Source organism: Sporosarcina koreensis (assembly GCF_000826145.2).
In the GTDB taxonomy this organism is placed as follows: domain Bacteria; phylum Bacillota; class Bacilli; order Bacillales_A; family Planococcaceae; genus Sporosarcina; species Sporosarcina trichiuri.
On sequence record NZ_LN651337.1, the window covers coordinates 1438035 to 1453614 of the forward strand.

The following is a 15580-nucleotide window of genomic DNA, read 5'->3' on the forward strand; positions in this document are numbered from 1 at the left end:
GGTGTCCGATAACCACGCCGAACTGTCCGATACCCCGCATCAAGTGGCCGATACGGACATCCGTCATACCAAAGAGCCCGGCTGCCAGTCAGCAGCCGGGCTCTCTATTCAGCAAATCACAATTTAAACGCGCGTACCAGGCCGTTCAAGTCCTCTGCCAGCTGGGCCAGCTGCGCCGAACTGCCTGCGACTTCTTCCATGGAGCTGCTCGTCTGCTGGGACGCAGCGGATGTCTCCTGCACACCCGCGGCCGACTGCTCGGAGATGGCCGCAATCTCTTCAATCGACTCGCTCATCTCTTCACTGCCCGCTGTGATATCCTCCAGGTTCTTTGAAATGGTGCCGATATCATCCGCCATCATTTCCACTGCCTGGCGGATCTCTTCGAACGTCGCCTGTGTCGACTTCAGCTGCGCTGTGCCCTTCTCGACTTCTTCATATCCCGTTTCCAGGGAGCCGGCGACACTGCCGGATTCCTGCTGGATCGTTCCGACGATACCTGTAATATCCGTCACGGACACCGCGACCTGCTCGGCCAGTTTCCTCACTTCCTCCGCAACGACGGCGAACCCTTTGCCGCGCTCGCCTGCACGCGCTGCTTCGATCGCCGCGTTCAGTGCCAGCAGATTCGTCTGATCCGCGATATCCTTGATGACGACAACAAGTTTCGAAATTTCCTGCGACTGGGCATCCAGTCCTTTGATCTTGCTGACAGCGTCCTGGACAATTGCATCGATCCGCTCCATCTGTTCGGAAGACGCCTTCATAAGATCCGACCCGGTTCCCGTTTTCGCAAGTACCGATTCGGAAGCTTCCCGGACCGCTTCACCGCGAGTATTCGCATCTTCCACGCGCTCCGCAAACCGCTCCATCACCATCGCCAGATCCGTGGCCGTATTCGCTTCACTTTCGATGCCTGACGTCAGTTCCTGCATGGTCACTGCAATCTGCCGGGACGCCGCATTGACTTCATTCGACGACTGCGTCAGCTCCTCGCTGTGTGCCGAGACCGACGATGAGACGCCGTCGATATCATTCAGCATGCTGCGTGTGCGGCTGCTCATCTCATTTGTGGCTGCAGCCAGCTGGCCGACTTCATCACGTGTCCTGACTTCGAGCGGTTCCTGGCTCAGATCGCCATCCGCAATCTGACCCATCCGTTCCATGACGCGGCGGATCGGATTGGTGATGATCCGGCCAGTCACCAATGCAGCACCAATACTCACAATCAGAACCGCCAGAAGGACTGCGGATATCCAAGTGAGCGTCTGTTTCCCGCTCGAAATGATCTCCTCACCGTGCTGTTCAGTCAGCTTTTCACGGTTATTTGCAATTTCATGGTACTCCCCGATCAGTTTGTTCCCTTCCGTCGACAGTGCATCCAGATTCTTCGCTGCCCGCTCCGGACGGTTCTGATCATACATATCGATCACATCCGTTGTCAGCTGCTTCCGCCAGCTGATCATCCGATCCACCAAGTCGCCGAACTCCCCGGATGCCCCCAGTTTTTCCGACTGGGCCTGCAAAGCTTTCCCTTCCTCTGTCAGTTCGAGAAATTCCTTCTTATACTTTTCATCTCCGAATAATATGTATGCACGCACTGCAGACAGCCGGCCGGACATTGTATTGGCGAGTTTGAGATCCGTCGCCATCAGCCGGGTGTCCTGCTCGACAATCTCCTTCGTCATCTTGTTCACCGAGTTGACCGAGAACACCGTATAGACTCCCATTCCCAGCACCATCAGCAATACTATGCCAAATGCAGTAAGCAACCGGCCTTTGAGACTTTTGAACCCTTTGAATCGTTTCATGATATTCCCCTTCTTCTGCGTGACCTATATGGCCGCTTCTGTTTCGTTTCTATTTTGAACACAAAAGCTATTATAGTTCCATGCGAGTCTAAAGTCACTAGTTTTTATATTTTTTAATGACTTTCTTCCCTGTCGTTCTATATAATGCCATAACATTACTACGTCAAACCTTTTAAATTTCATTATGACCATGCTGCAGACTGCCGTAAAGGCCATCACTGAATTGTGTGCGGATGCCGATAAATTCGGCGATGTGTCCGATACTTCGACCGATTTGTCCGATATATCCGGCGATACGTCCGATACTTCGACCGATATGTCCGATACCCGAGGCCAACTGTCCGATACTTCTCGAATCCCCCGCTGACCATGCAGCGCACGTCCACCCCTCCACGCCGGCCACCAGCTCCTGCGCATGCTACACTGAATTCACAAAATTCTTTGAAGGAGAGGATACAACTATGAAAGCGTTTGTAAAACGAAGCGACGCGCCAGATGATATCGCGCTTCAGGAGACGGAGATTCCTGCCATTTCAGAGGACGAATTGCTGGTTCGTGTCAAAGCGGTCGGCGTCGGCATCCACGATTCTTATTTCCTTCCGCAGGACATCCAGTATCCATATGCGATCGGCATCGAAGCGGCCGGAATTGTCGAGAAAGCAGGCAGTGCGGTGACTGAATACCAGCCCGGGGATCGCATCGCGTTTGTCAGCATGATGCAGCCGAAGGGCGGTACATGGGCCGAGTACGCCGCTGTCCGGAAAGACTCTCTTATCATCCCGATTCCCGGACCTATGAGTTTTACAGAAGCGGCCGCTATCCCCGTCGCCGGCAACACGGTGCTCCGTGCATTGACGGCACTGCCGCTCGAAGCGGGTGATTCCGTCTTCATCGCAGGCGCTTCCGGCGCCATCGGAACATTCGCCATCCAGATCGCCAAAGCACGCGGCTGGAACGTGGCCGGTTCCGCCTCGCCGAAAAACCATGCGTATATGAAATCACTCGGCGCGGACAAAACAGTCGATTACCGGGACCCGGCCTGGGCCGACCAAATCCGTGACTGGATGCCGGACGGAGTGGACGCGGCGATCGCCATTCAGCCGGGCACAGGAACCGACAGTATGCACATCGTAAAAGACGGCGGTACGGTCATCACCATCTCGGGCGACCGGTTCAAACCGGAACGCAGCATCCATGTTGCATTCGTGCCGCACAAAGCGGACGTCCGCAGCCAGCTGAAAAACTTGTTCGCATTCATCTCGGTTGGAAAGACACAGCTTGTCATCGAAGAAGTCTATCCATTCGACGAGGGACTGAAAGCACTCAGGAAAACGCAGACGCGTCATGCCCGGGGAAAACTCGTCCTCTCCCTGGATTGACACGGCTGGGAATACCCGCTCATCCACTTCAGCATTTTGCCAGCACCGCATGGAAACGGGTCCCCCCTTCCATGCGGTGTTCTCACCCTCCTGAACTTTCTCTGTTGAATGCGAATACAATCGCAAAATAAGGGTATAACATAATGGCGGCTTGCTGAATAGTCTGCAAGCCTGATAAATTCGAAATACAGGAAGACAGACAGGCTGTGCCGTCTGTCCTTTTATCATGAGGAGGGTGCGAACAAGATGGCAGACGAGAAACAGACTCCCGATAAAGAGCCGCAAAGTTCACCGATGAGCCGTCGGACGTTCCTGAAGAACAGCGGCATGGTCGCCGGCGGAGTCGTCGGCGGTTCCCTGCTCGGCGGTTTGTTCATCAACGACCGCAAAAACGAGAAGGAGAAAAAAGAGGATAAGACCGAAACGACGACCTCGTTCCAGGAAGCCCGCATATTTTTCACAAGGGAAGAAGACTTCAAGGCACTGGAAGCTGCAACCGAATGTATTTTCCCTGAAGATCATCACGGTCCCGGGGCAATCGGACTTGGTGTCCCTTTCTTCATCGACAAACAGCTCGCAGGCGATTGGGGCATAAACGCCCGGGATTACCGGAAAGGCCCGTTCAAAGTATATGAAACCGGCCAGCTGGATCCGGATGCCTCTACGGAAGCCGCCAATCCGAAACCGGTCGGCGCAAGCAGCCAGGGAGAAGACCCGGCCGATTCCCATCTGCAGGATCAGTCCATCTTGACCCGGCGCGAAATCTTTACATACGGCCTCCGCGCACTCAACAGCAACAGCCAGGACCAATTCAAAAAGCCTTACTACGAGTTGGAGGAAGAGCAGCAGATCGATCTGCTGCACAAGTTCGAAGACGGCAAAGCGAAGATGAAAGGCGTTCCGTCCTCCGTCTTCTTCGCACTCTTGCACCAGGCGACATTGGAAGGCGCTTACTCCGATCCGATCTATGGCGGCAACAAAAACATGGAAGGCTGGAAGATGCGCAATTACCCAGGCGCGTACCCTGCCTATATGGGTGCTATTGAGAAAGATGAATTTGCGAAACTGAAGCCGGTCGCATTGAAAGACACCCAGCAGCATTAAACGACACAGGAGGAATGCACCTTGGCGAAAAAACTGAAAAAAGTGGACGTGGCAATCATAGGCAGCGGGTGGGCAGGCGGCATCATCGGTGCTGAACTCTCCAAAAAAGGTTACAAGGTGGTGGCCCTCGAACGTGGCGAGGACCGGGAAGTCGCAGATTTCAAAGGCGAGAAAGACGAACTGCGCTACTCCCAGCGCTATGCCCTCATGCAGGACTTGTCAAAAGACACGATGACCTCCCGGGCAACGAAGGATGAAGAAGCCCTGCCTGTCCGGACGAATAAAAACGCAATACTCGGCACCGACAAAGGCGGTTCTGGCGTCCATTGGAATGGCGTCAACTTCCGGTACCGCCCGTATGACTTCGAAATCCGCTCGAAAACGATCGAGCGGTACGGCGAATCCAAGATTCCCGAGGGGATGACCATCCAGGACTGGGGCCTGACCTATGATGATCTGGAACCATACTATGACAAATATGAAAAGACAGCAGGCATTTCCGGGGAACCGAACCCGATCGGTCCGAAACGTTCGGATGATTACCCGAATGTCCCGTCCCTTGAAACGCCGTCCATCCGGCTGTTCAAGGATGCATCGGAAAAACTGGGCTATCATCCATACCAGCTGCCGACCGCAAACGTGACAGAGCAGTATACGAACCCAGACGGCGAAACGATCAACGCCTGTGTCTACTGTGCATTTTGTGAAACCTACGGCTGCCATTTCGGTGCGAAAGCCGATCCGATCATCACTGTCCTGAAGACAGCCCAGAAGACCGGCAACTATGAGCTCCGCTACAACGCATATGCTCACCGCATCCTGCACCAGAATGGCAAAGCGACGGGGGTCCTGTACACCGACACCCTGACCGGCCAGGAATACGAACAGCCGGCGGATGTCGTCGTCGCTGCAGGATTCATCTTCTCCAACACCCGCCTCATGCTTTTGTCAAAGATCGGGACACCATATAACCCGAAGACCCGCGAAGGGATCATCGGCAAAAATTTCACAGGCCACTTCAGCAACATCAACTATCTCGGTGCACGGGGCTTCTTCGAGAAGAAGGAGTTCAACACCTTCATGGGGGCGGGCGCACTCGGTGCCACGTTCGACGATTTCGCTGCTGATGATCTCGACCACACCGATCTCGATTTCCTGCATGGCTTTGAAGTGCAGCATCAGGTGTCGGGTCTGCGGCCGATCGAAAACAACTTCGTCCCGTCGGGCACCCCTTCGTGGGGCAAGGAGTTCAAGGACAAGTCGATCCATTATGCCAATCGTCATCTATACGTCAATGCATTGACCGGCACGATGCCGTGGGATCACAACTACATGGATCTCGATCCGACATACACCGATTTCCGCGGCGATCCGCTTCTTCGTGTGACGAACAAATACACCGACCAGGATAAAAACCTGATGCGCTATGCCATCGATGTATGCACGAAAATCATGAAAGAGATGGGTGCGGACACGGTGGAACCTGACAAAGTGGAAGATGATACGGAGTTCAACAACTCCTACACGACCGGTCACTTTGCGGGAGGCGTCATCATGGGGGATGACCCGGCCACCTCCGCACTCAACAGCTATCAGCAGATGTGGGAGATGGACAATCTGTTCGTCGCCGGCGCCTCCTCTTTCCCGCATTTCGGCAACTACAATCCGACTGAAACCGTCGGGGCGCTCGCCTACCGGACAGCAGACGGCATCGACCGGTATCTGAAGGAAGGCGGCCTCCTCGTCCAGGCGGAACAGACTGCCCTTTCCTGATCAGCTCTTTTGCACAAACCATCAGGCGGCTCATCCATCCGATGAGCCGTCTTTTTCCGTGTTCCACAGGGAGTGCCGGATGTTTAACTCCGCGATAGAAAGGTAGGTAATAAATAGGAAACTTTATCATCAGGAGGTTATAGCATGAGTCACATCCAAGGTACCCAGCATTCATTCTGGAAGACGACAGGAGGCGGGGTCAGTTACCCGAAACTGGCAGAGGATATCGAAGTGGATACAGCTGTCATCGGCGGCGGGATCTCCGGAGTCCTCGCTGCCTACTGTCTCGCCAAAGCCGGACAATCGGTGGCGCTTGTGGAAGCGCGTGAATTCGGAGCAGGCAGCACAGGCGGCACGACTGCCAAACTGTCCGCCCAGCATCAGCTGATCTATCACGAAATGATCGGACGCGACGGAGCGGATACTGCAAAACAATACTATGAAGCAAACGAAGACGGACTCGGCTTCATCCGATCCGTCGTCAAAGAACATTCGATCGACTGCGATTTCTCGGATATGGATTCCTATGTCTTTTCGCAGGACGGCAGCCATTCCGACAGCTTGCGGAACGAAGCGGACGCCTACAGACAGATCGGGGCGGACGGCGGACTTACCGATTCGATCCCTCTCGATTTCAACGTCGCCTCGGCACTCGTCCTGCGGGATCAGGCGGAATTCCATCCGGTCAGATTCCTGCACGGTGTCCTGAAAGAGATCCATAAGTTGGGCGGCAGGATCTATCAGCATACCCGCTATATGGACAAGGCGTATCATAGCGATCATCTGACGCTGACAACTGATACACCGTATACGATCACATGCAAACAGGCGGTTCTCGCCACCTTGTTCCCTGTCGAAGATCCGCACTCGTTCTATTCCAACACCCTGAAACCGATGACATCCCATCTGACCGCTTTCAAAAGCGATAAAGCCTTCGACAAAGGGATGTACATCAGCGACGATGATCCGAAGCGGACGTTCCGCGGCGCGCATGACGGAGACCAGCCGATCCTCATCGTCGGCGGTGACACGCATCCGACCGGCAATGATACGTCCACCATCGATCATTACGAATCGATCCGGGAATTCGCGAAAGCCGAATTCGGTCTCACCGAGATGCTCGCCTACTGGTCGGAGCACGACCTGATGACCCCCGACCGCCGTCCCTTCATCGGACCGATCGAAGAGGGCGATGACAAAATGTATGTCATGACAGGCTACAGCAAATGGGGGCTGGCCATTTCAGGCACCGCTGCACAGCTCATCACGGATCTGATCACCGGTCAGCCAAACAAATACAAAGAGCTGCTGAGTCCGCAGCGCAGACAGCCTGATGAGGAACAGGAAAAGACGGACAGCGAACCCTCCCTTTCCGAACTGGCAGACCGTCTGCACAACGGACAGGCGAAGAAGTTCAAACAGGATGGCGAGCCGGCAGGCATGTACAAAGACCATAACAGCACCATCCATTATGTCGACTTATCCTGTACGCACCTCGGCTGTGAAGTGTCCTGGAACGACGGCGATGAAACGTGGGATCGCCCATGTCACGGATCCGTCTTCAAAGGGTCCGGCGAAGTCATTGCCGGCCCCGCAAAAGAACCGCTGAAAGGGATCAACCCTTTCTGATATGGAGAAACCAGACATACATTCAAAAGAAAGGCCGCACGTAGTCCATGCCTGGATTACGTGCGGCTTTTCAGCGATTCGGATGGAACTCTCGAACACTCCTTTTTTACCTGCAAACAAAAACTATCTGCCCGGGAGAGGACAGATAGTCGGATTGAGATGATCATTCAAATTTTACGTTCGGCCGCTTGTCGCTGTGCAGAGCGTTCTTGATGAAATCATCACTTAGCGGCAAGTGCTCTTTCAGCAGTTCCGGTGGTGTCTGGGACATCCACTGGTTCAATGAAACGTCCACGAAGTGATCGCTGCGGAACATTTCAAGGAACACAAGCGGCGTATCACCGGTGTTCTGGATGTAATGCCCCATCGCAAATGGTACATAGCCGACATCTCCGGCCTGATAATCATAGGTCCGTGATTTACCGCCTGAAGCGAATACGGTCATACGGCCCTGGCCTTCGAGATAATATTGCCATTCGTCCTCATTCGGGTGTCGTATCCCCCTTGTTGGCATAGCCATTCTCCGGAGGTCCGAGAGCGGGGTCTAAGCGTGAAACCGAAAAGCAGCATGAAAACACCCATGACGCCCGGTTTAAAGAGCTTGCAAAGTTTCGGCCCCAGACCGAGCAGACCGATACCAGCAGTCAAAACAGCGGAAATAAGGAATTCTACCGTCAGACTGCCGCCAAGTTCCCCCATTGACAGGCCTTGCGAACTCGCCAGGCTGACAATGGACAACACCATTCCCCACCAGAGACCTGACTGGCCCTCGAGGATCGCTCGTTTATGTCCGAAAAACGCCTGCGCCAGACAAGCCATCCCCGTCACGACAAACGAAAGCTGGAGGGTGGTGAAGATACTGTCCTGATGCAGATTGAAAGCTTTCCCGACGGTCAGCGGAATGATCACGATGTTTGCGAAGATGAAAAAGAACCATTCCACCCCCGCAACCCAGTCCGCCGGCTTCTTCAAGGTATGTAGGTCTTTTTTAATATCCATCTGACGACCTTCTAATTTAATATTTTCCAGTACTATCGCCCATTCCCTGTCATATTCCATTTAAACACGGAGTTATGCCGCACGGATCCTCACTCCGTCTGCTGACCTGGCAATAAATTTGAAATAAGAAATGTATGACTATCCCCTTCACCTCCCGCATACACTCTGGCAACCATCCGAATTAGGAGTGATCGTCTTGAAGACTTGTCCGGTTTGCAGCCATGCGCAGCTTGAAGGGAACTTCTGCGGGGAATGCGGGACATCTTATTCATCTGCACGGAAACGGGCAGAAACCGTCGTCGAAAATCCATCAGCTTCCAACGGGACCTGGGGGGACTTCGGCAAAGAGGTGCAGTCCTTCTTCCGGTTTGTCGTCAGTCAGGCAAAAGCGCCGTCCTCCCATATCCACACACCGGAGAGCAGTTTTCCGTACAGCGTGATGAGTATTTTGCTGTACGTCTTTCTGGCCGCCACCTCTTTCTATTCACTCTACGCTGCACAGCTGCTCGCCCCTGCCTGGCTGTCCATCCTGCTGAAAGGCAGTCTGCTGCTCCTCCTGTTTCTCTCCATCAATCTGGCAGCCATCAAAGCAACCGCCATGACGTTCTCCGTTACGCAGCCGCTCCCCGAACTGATCCGGAAACTCGGCGGCTTTTTTGCAGTGCCGATCATCCTTTCATCAGCCTCTCTGCTCCTTACATTCCTCGATGCCCACTCGCTCGCGGTGATCCTGCTTTCCGTAAGTGCTGCTGTCGCTTTCATTCTCGTCCCTCTGTACGTCACGCTGACGATGCTCTCTGATTTTCCCGATACGATCGACGGGTTCAATGGCCTCCTGTTCTACGCTTCCTGCACGATCGTCGGTGTGATCGTTCTGCTGGTGCTCATCGCCGACACCGCAATCGGCGGAATGCTGGGTGTCTTCCGCTGACGCGGCACGCAGGAATTTCGATCCCGTCCGGCGGCCTTGCGCAGCCAATACGCAGTAACGGGCTCGTTCCGGCTTATATATCCGAATAAGCTGCTTCCGCGGAGCATACATTGGAACATTGATACAGAAGAGGTGATGGGATGGATAAAGAAGAACACCGGCGGCCGCAAGATGAAAAGAGCGAACAGCTCGAACAGTACCGGGAGACGAATACGGGTCCCGGTCAGGAGATGACGAGCGATACGGGTTTCAAAGTATCGAATGATCAGCGGTCATTGCGTGCAGGCAAACGGGGACCGACCTTGCTGAATGACATCCACTTCTACCGCAAGCAATCCAGTTTCAACCGTGAGCGGATTCCGGAGAAAGTCGTACACGCCCGGGGATTCGGGCTTTACGGCGACTTCGAGCTGTATAAATCGATGAAACAGCACACGGTGGCGAAGTTCCTGCAGACACCCGGGACGAAGACACCTGTATTTTGCCGATTTTCGAATTTCGTCGGCAGCAAAGGATCCAAAGATACTGCAGTCGACATCCGCGGGTTTGCGGTGAAGTTTTATACGGAAGAAGGGAATTACGATATGCTTTCCCTCCAATTCCCCGTCTTCCTATTGGCGGATGCCATGAAATTCAGGGACGTGACGCATTCCGTAAAGCCGAATCCGATTACCGACATCCCCCAGGCGACTGTGGCGCATGATAGTTTCTGGGATTATGTCGTCAGCAACCAGGAAACCGCGCATATGGTCATGTGGCTCATGTCGTTCCGCGGCCGGCCGCGAAGCTGGCGCATGATGGCCGGCTGGCCGATCAATACATTCCGGTTTGTGAACGAAAACGGGAAGACCATCTTCGTCCGATTTACATGGCGTCCGGTTCTTGGCGTGCATTCATTACTTCTGGATGAGGCGAATGTGATAGGAGGAGTCGATCCGGATTTCCACCGGCGGGATATTGTGGAAGCTGTCGAAAAAGGCGCGTATCCGGAGTATGAATTGGGTGTCCAGCTGATAGAGACAGAGAAGGAATTCGATTATGATTTTGATATTCTCGATGATACGAAATTATGGCCGGAAGAAGTCATCCCGGTAGAATACATCGGCAAAATGACACTGAATCGGCAGGTCGACAACTTCTTCGCGGAAGAAGAGCAGTCGTCCTTCGATCCGGCGACATTGGTACCCGGTATTGAATTCACGAATGATCCGGTGCTGCAAGGCCGTTCGTTCGCCTATCGCGACACCGATTACCACCGTCTCGGCACTGCTAACCTCAATCAGATCCCGGTCAACAAACCTGTGTCTGAGGTGAACACAAACCAGCGGGACAGCTACTCGAAATACCGGATTGATACGGATGCGGTCACGTACCACAATAATAAGCTTGCGGGCAATACGCCTGCTGAAGTTCCTTTCTCGGAAGGGGGGTACGCCCACACGGCACAGCCGGTTGAGGGCCACCTGACCCGGGATTTCCCGAGCGAATCATTTGAGGACTTTTTCTCACAGGCCCGCCTGTTCTGGAACAGTCTCACGAAGGTCGAACAGCAGGATATGACCGACACATTCATCTACCACCTGGAGTACGTGAAGAGCAAGGAAATCCGTCAGAAGAACGTGGAGATGTGGGCACGTGTCGATTACGGTATGGCCTGCGTCATCGCCGATCATATCGGCGTGGATCGTCCGAAAACGAAGCAGGTCAACATCACTAAAAGTTCTCCCGCCCTCAGCCAGGCGAACACCCCGCACTATGCCTATACACAGAAAGTCGCTGTACTGATCGGCAATGGGTTCAATGCGGCTGAAGTAAAGCAGACGCTGAAAGCATTCGACCAGTACGGCGTCTTCTATGATATCGTCAGTGACCGTTTGGGCAAAGTGACCGCAGCAGACGGCACAAAGCTGAAGGTCGATCAAACCTTCAAGAATAAGTACCCCGTCCTGTATGATGCGAGCTATGTCGTCGGCGGCAATACAGCCGGTCAAGTCAAATTCGATCAGGGCGTTTCCGACTTCGTGCAGGAACATTACAAACACTATAAGCCGATCGGCGTGGCCGCCACCGGCCAGAATTACATTCAGACAACCCCGGCGAACAACCTCGACGGCGTCGTGTTCGCTTCCAATCAAGGAGACTTCACCGTCCGCTTCGTGAATGCTATCGCCCAGCACCGGTTCTGGGATCGTACGTGAAGGAATAATTTGATGACATACAGCGGCCCCTCTCTGCGAAGAGGGGCCGCTGTGCTTTTGCCCACACACGGATGAGAGTGTATATACACACAGCCTGGCTGATGCGAGTTGTGCCCGAATGCCGATAAGTTCGGCGAAATGTCCGATACTCCCGGCGAAATGTCCGATACTTCGCATGAAGTGTCCGATAACTCCTGCCAAGTGTCCGATACTCCCCCTGATTTGTCCGATATCCCCGCGCGGGCATCTGACTTGTCCCTCTGCTCGCGCCATGACGGCAGCTATGCATCAGTCCGCAGCCGCGACCGTGACGGTCCCGCAGAAAACGAGCACCGCGAGCACCATCCAGGCCCTTGAATTGTGCCCGGATGCCGATAAATTTCGCGAAGTGTCCGATATGCCCGGCGAAAAGTCCGATACTTTGCGTGAAGTGTCCGATACTCCCCCTGTATAGAATCCGGAACTTCCAACTGGTGTGAACCGAAAGACGAAAGCCCGGATCCATTTTCAGGATCCGGGCTTTCTCACATTGGAGATCAGCTCTGTTCAGTTGTCCTTCACCGTCTCATTTCAAGTCTTTCATATACCAAGCATCCATCGCGCCGTGCTCCGACCCGTCGAGCGGTCGCTCCAATTTTCGGAATCCGAGCTTTCCATACAGCCGGTTCGCGGTTGCAAGTTTCACGGATGTCTCCAGATAGCATGACGTATAATGCCGACCGGCAAACGCCAAAGCTTCCGCCATCAGCTCCCCTGACAGCCCGCGCCCCCGTGCTTCCGGCGCGACATACAGCTTCTGCAGTTCGCAGATCCCCTGTGCTTCATCGAACGGTCCGATTCCGACACCGCCGAGCACACGATCGTCCTCGTCCGCTGCCACCCAGTAGGCAGCTTCCGGAATACCGGCATAGTGGCCATACAGATCACCGAGCTGCGGATCCGTATAAGCGGTCCCCGGTATGTCGAGACCGACCGCTTCGAGCGATTGCTTGATGATCCGCTCCATTACCGCGTTGTCTTTCTGTTCGATTGGACGGATCGTCATCGTCCTCAGCCCCTTTCAACTCTCCAGTGTTCCTAAACATCTAAGTTATCTCCAGTCTACCATCGTTTCCGACACAGAAGGAGAACAATCTTGCCCGGCATCGACGGCAATTCCATAGGCTGCAGCTCTTCAATGATGAAAAATGATCATAAAACCTGGATTTTGCTCATAAATCTTCAAAAGTGATCATAAATCTCTGGTTCCGCTCATAAAGTCAGCAAAGTGATCATAAATCCCGGAAAGTGATCATAAAACCGATTTTGCGCTCATAAACGCCAGAAAGTGATCTTAACTTCACAAATGCGCTCTGTATGCCTGCCCCTTAACCGCGGACGCGTACGGATGGCATGCCTGCGACCCCCGTCGTGCCGCGATGAATGCCCTTCACCAGCCATCCCTCAGAAGACCAACCAGGAATTCAGCCCCTGACGCACCAAAAACCCCCTGATCCACTACCGGTCAGAGGGCTCTTCGTTCAGCTATGCATCAATCAATACGGATCGGCGTCTTTGCCTTTCTCGACGGCGTCTTCTGCCGCTTCCTGCATCTTCGGTGTGCCGAATCCGAATTTGGATTTGCCGGATTCGCGGCCCGGCACTTGTCCTGCTGTATCCATGTTCTTCATTTCATCCATCTTCTTCTGGATGCCTTCCTTCACGAGACGGCCATAGTCTTTGTCCGCCTGCGTGAAGTGCTCGATCATCGCTTCCTGGATGCGGCTGTCACATTGCGCCAGCGCATCGGACAGGTTCTTGATGAGCTCCTCGCGCTCCCAGTCTTCGAACATGCGGAACGTCTCGCCGGCCTGGCCATAGTTGTTCGGCCGGTCGATCGGGGCGCTCATCGCTGCTGCATTGAATGTCGGGCGGTGCGGCGGCCGTTCTGCGCCGTCCGCTTCCTGCAGGCCGCCCAGCATGGACGGTTCGTAGTTGATGTGCGGGTTGCCGCCGGATTCGTTCGGATCCCGGTGATCCATCTGACCGCGCTGCTGGTTCGTCCGCACGTGTGTTTTCGGTGCGTTCGCCGGCAGCTGCAGATAGTTCGAGCCGACACGGTAACGCTGCGTATCGGAGTACGAGAATGTCCGCCCCTGGAGCATCTTGTCATCCGAGAAGTCCATCCCGTCGACGAGGACGCCTGTCCCGAATGCCGCCTGCTCGATTTCTGTATGGAAATCTTTCGGATTCCGGTCGAGCACCATCCGGCCGACCGGCAGCCATGGGAATTTATCCTCCGGCCACAGCTTCGTGTCATCGAGCGGATCAAAGTCGAGCTCCTCATGATAGTCGTCCTCCATGATCTGGACGAACAGTTCCCACTCCGGATAGTCGCCGCGCTCGATCGCTTCATACAGGTCTTCCGTCGCGTGGCCGACCGATTTCGCCTGGATGGCGTCGGCGTCTTCCTGCGTCAGGTTGCGGATGCCTTCCTTCGGCTCCCAGTGATATTTCACAAGAACCGCTTCGCCTTTGTCATTGACCCACTTGTACGTGTTGACGCCGGAGCCCTGCATATGGCGGTACGTCGCCGGAATGCCCCATGGGGAGAACAGGAAGGTGATCATGTGTGTCGCTTCCGGCGAACGCGATACGAAGTCGAACATCCGCTGCGGATTCGGCACGTTCGACGCCGGGTCCGCTTTGAACGCATGTATCATATCCGGAAACTTCATCGCATCGCGGATGAAGAAAATCTTCAAGTTGTTGCCGACCAGATCCCAGTTTCCGTCTTCCGTGTACATCTTGACCGCGAAACCGCGCGGATCGCGTGCCGTCTCCGGAGAATCCTTCGCGCCGCCTACTGTCGAGAACCGCACGAGGACCGGTGTCCGTTTACCGGCTCCGGAAAACACTTTCGCCCGTGTGTATTTCTCGACCGGCTCATCGCCGACCTTGCCATAGGTCTCGAAATAACCATGCGCGCCCGACCCGCGGGCGTGGACGACGCGCTCCGGAATCTCCTCCCGGTCGAAATGCGAGATCTTTTCAATGAAATGATAGTTCTCAAGCGTCGCCGGTCCACGGTCGCCGATCGTCCGGATGTTCTGGTTGTCCTTCACCGGATGCCCCTGCCGCGTCGTCAAGGTTTCCCGCTGTCCGTCGTCATTCGTCTGTTTGTCCTTGTTCTGTTCGTTATCCAATCCGAATACCCCCCAGCAAGATTGTAGGAAAGTGAAATTTCCTCATACTGGTCACAGTGTACCCCGGTCTCCTACATTACAAACATTCTAATGTAAATACTAATAGCAATTCGGATAACCGAACAAGAGCCATTCGTTATTCCGACTGTCCAGGTGCATCAGATACCGGTATAGTGAAGCTGGAGCGAGGTGAAACAATTGGAGCATTCATTCAAAGGGATCGACCACGTGCAGATCGCAGCACCCCCGGGTTCCGAGGAACAGGCCCGCGCTTTCTACGGGCACCTGCTCGGCATGCCGGAAATCGAAAAACCGGAAAACCTGAAATCACGGGGCGGCTGCTGGTTCTCCTGCGGCAGCCAGGAAGTCCATATCGGCATCCAGCCCGATTTCCAGGCAGCCAAAAAAGCGCATTCCGGATTCACCGTACATGCGCTTGAGTCCCTGCGGCAGTCACTGCAGGAAGCCGGCTATGAAATTTCCGAAGAACCGCCGATTGATGGCCGTAAGCGTTTTTTCACACACGACCCGTTCGGCAACCGGATCGAATTCCTGGAGTTCGACTGACCCG

Annotated in this window: 11 protein-coding genes and 1 pseudogene; 7 read left to right on the forward strand and 5 right to left on the reverse strand. The window is 54.4% G+C overall.

The annotated features are described in order from the left end of the window. Positions 1-116 precede the first annotated feature (116 nt). A complete protein-coding gene (locus BN1190_RS12855) occupies positions 117-1811 on the reverse strand; it encodes a methyl-accepting chemotaxis protein (protein ID WP_040287411.1) in 1695 nt (564 codons plus the stop codon). A 461-nt stretch (positions 1812-2272) separates the two neighbouring features. Between BN1190_RS12855 and BN1190_RS12860 the strand changes: the two genes are divergently transcribed. From BN1190_RS12860 to BN1190_RS12875, 4 genes are all read left to right on the forward strand, one after another. Next, on the forward strand, positions 2273-3190 hold the full coding sequence (locus tag BN1190_RS12860; RefSeq protein WP_040287412.1) for an NADP-dependent oxidoreductase: 918 nt from the start codon (positions 2273-2275) through the stop codon (positions 3188-3190). 246 nt (positions 3191-3436) lie between these two features. Next, positions 3437-4294, forward strand: a complete 858-nt coding sequence (locus tag BN1190_RS12865; RefSeq protein WP_040287413.1) for a gluconate 2-dehydrogenase subunit 3 family protein — start codon at positions 3437-3439, stop codon at positions 4292-4294. Between the two features lie 21 nt (positions 4295-4315). After that, positions 4316-6067 (forward strand): GMC family oxidoreductase, encoded by a 1752-nt coding sequence (locus BN1190_RS12870; RefSeq protein WP_040287414.1) that lies wholly within the window; start codon positions 4316-4318, stop codon positions 6065-6067. Positions 6068-6211: 144 nt separating this feature from the next. After that, positions 6212-7696, forward strand: coding sequence for an FAD-dependent oxidoreductase (locus tag BN1190_RS12875; protein WP_040287415.1), 1485 nt, complete (start codon positions 6212-6214; stop codon positions 7694-7696). 163 nt (positions 7697-7859) lie between these two features. On the opposite strand, the pseudogene BN1190_RS12880 reads toward BN1190_RS12875, so the two are convergent. Next, positions 7860-8189: pseudogene (locus BN1190_RS12880) on the reverse strand (cupin domain-containing protein); the annotation flags it as partial. After that, positions 8138-8755 (reverse strand): solute carrier family 23 protein, encoded by a 618-nt coding sequence (locus BN1190_RS12885; protein WP_082023409.1) that lies wholly within the window; start codon positions 8753-8755, stop codon positions 8138-8140. The gene BN1190_RS12885 and the pseudogene BN1190_RS12880, both read right to left, overlap by 52 nt. 136 nt (positions 8756-8891) lie before the next feature. On the opposite strand from BN1190_RS12885, the gene BN1190_RS12890 reads away from it, so the two are divergent. Both BN1190_RS12890 and BN1190_RS12895 read left to right on the forward strand, forming a co-directional pair. Then, positions 8892-9626, forward strand: a complete 735-nt coding sequence (locus tag BN1190_RS12890; protein ID WP_040287418.1) for a zinc ribbon domain-containing protein — start codon at positions 8892-8894, stop codon at positions 9624-9626. A gap of 140 nt (positions 9627-9766) precedes the next feature. Then, entirely contained in the window at positions 9767-11824 is a 2058-nt protein-coding gene (locus tag BN1190_RS12895) for a catalase (protein ID WP_040287419.1), read from the forward strand. A 565-nt stretch (positions 11825-12389) separates the two neighbouring features. Here BN1190_RS12895 and BN1190_RS12900 read toward each other — a convergent pair. Beyond that, positions 12390-12869 carry a GNAT family N-acetyltransferase gene (locus BN1190_RS12900; protein ID WP_040287420.1) on the reverse strand — a complete coding sequence of 160 codons (480 nt, stop codon included), beginning with the start codon at positions 12867-12869 and terminating at the stop codon, positions 12390-12392. Between the two features lie 490 nt (positions 12870-13359). Further along, the gene (locus BN1190_RS12905) at positions 13360-15009 is read right to left on the reverse strand and encodes a catalase (RefSeq protein ID WP_040287421.1); all 1650 of its coding nucleotides are present in this window, start codon (positions 15007-15009) and stop codon (positions 13360-13362) included. A 198-nt stretch (positions 15010-15207) separates the two neighbouring features. Between BN1190_RS12905 and BN1190_RS12910 the strand changes: the two genes are divergently transcribed. Further along, positions 15208-15576, forward strand: a complete 369-nt coding sequence (locus BN1190_RS12910; protein ID WP_040287422.1) for a VOC family protein — start codon at positions 15208-15210, stop codon at positions 15574-15576. The last annotated feature ends 4 nt before the right edge of the window (positions 15577-15580 follow it).

Coding starts and splice junctions, on each gene's coding strand:
- BN1190_RS12860 (WP_040287412.1), top strand. CDS start 2,273: ATGAAAGCGTTTGTAAAACGAAGCGACGCGCCAGATGATATCGCGCTT.
- BN1190_RS12855 (WP_040287411.1), bottom strand. CDS start 1,811: ATGAAACGATTCAAAGGGTTCAAAAGTCTCAAAGGCCGGTTGCTTACT.
- BN1190_RS12895 (WP_040287419.1), top strand. CDS start 9,767: ATGGATAAAGAAGAACACCGGCGGCCGCAAGATGAAAAGAGCGAACAG.
- BN1190_RS12885 (WP_082023409.1), bottom strand. CDS start 8,755: ATGGAATATGACAGGGAATGGGCGATAGTACTGGAAAATATTAAATTA.
- BN1190_RS12900 (WP_040287420.1), bottom strand. CDS start 12,869: ATGACGATCCGTCCAATCGAACAGAAAGACAACGCGGTAATGGAGCGG.
- BN1190_RS12865 (WP_040287413.1), top strand. CDS start 3,437: ATGGCAGACGAGAAACAGACTCCCGATAAAGAGCCGCAAAGTTCACCG.
- BN1190_RS12875 (WP_040287415.1), top strand. CDS start 6,212: ATGAGTCACATCCAAGGTACCCAGCATTCATTCTGGAAGACGACAGGA.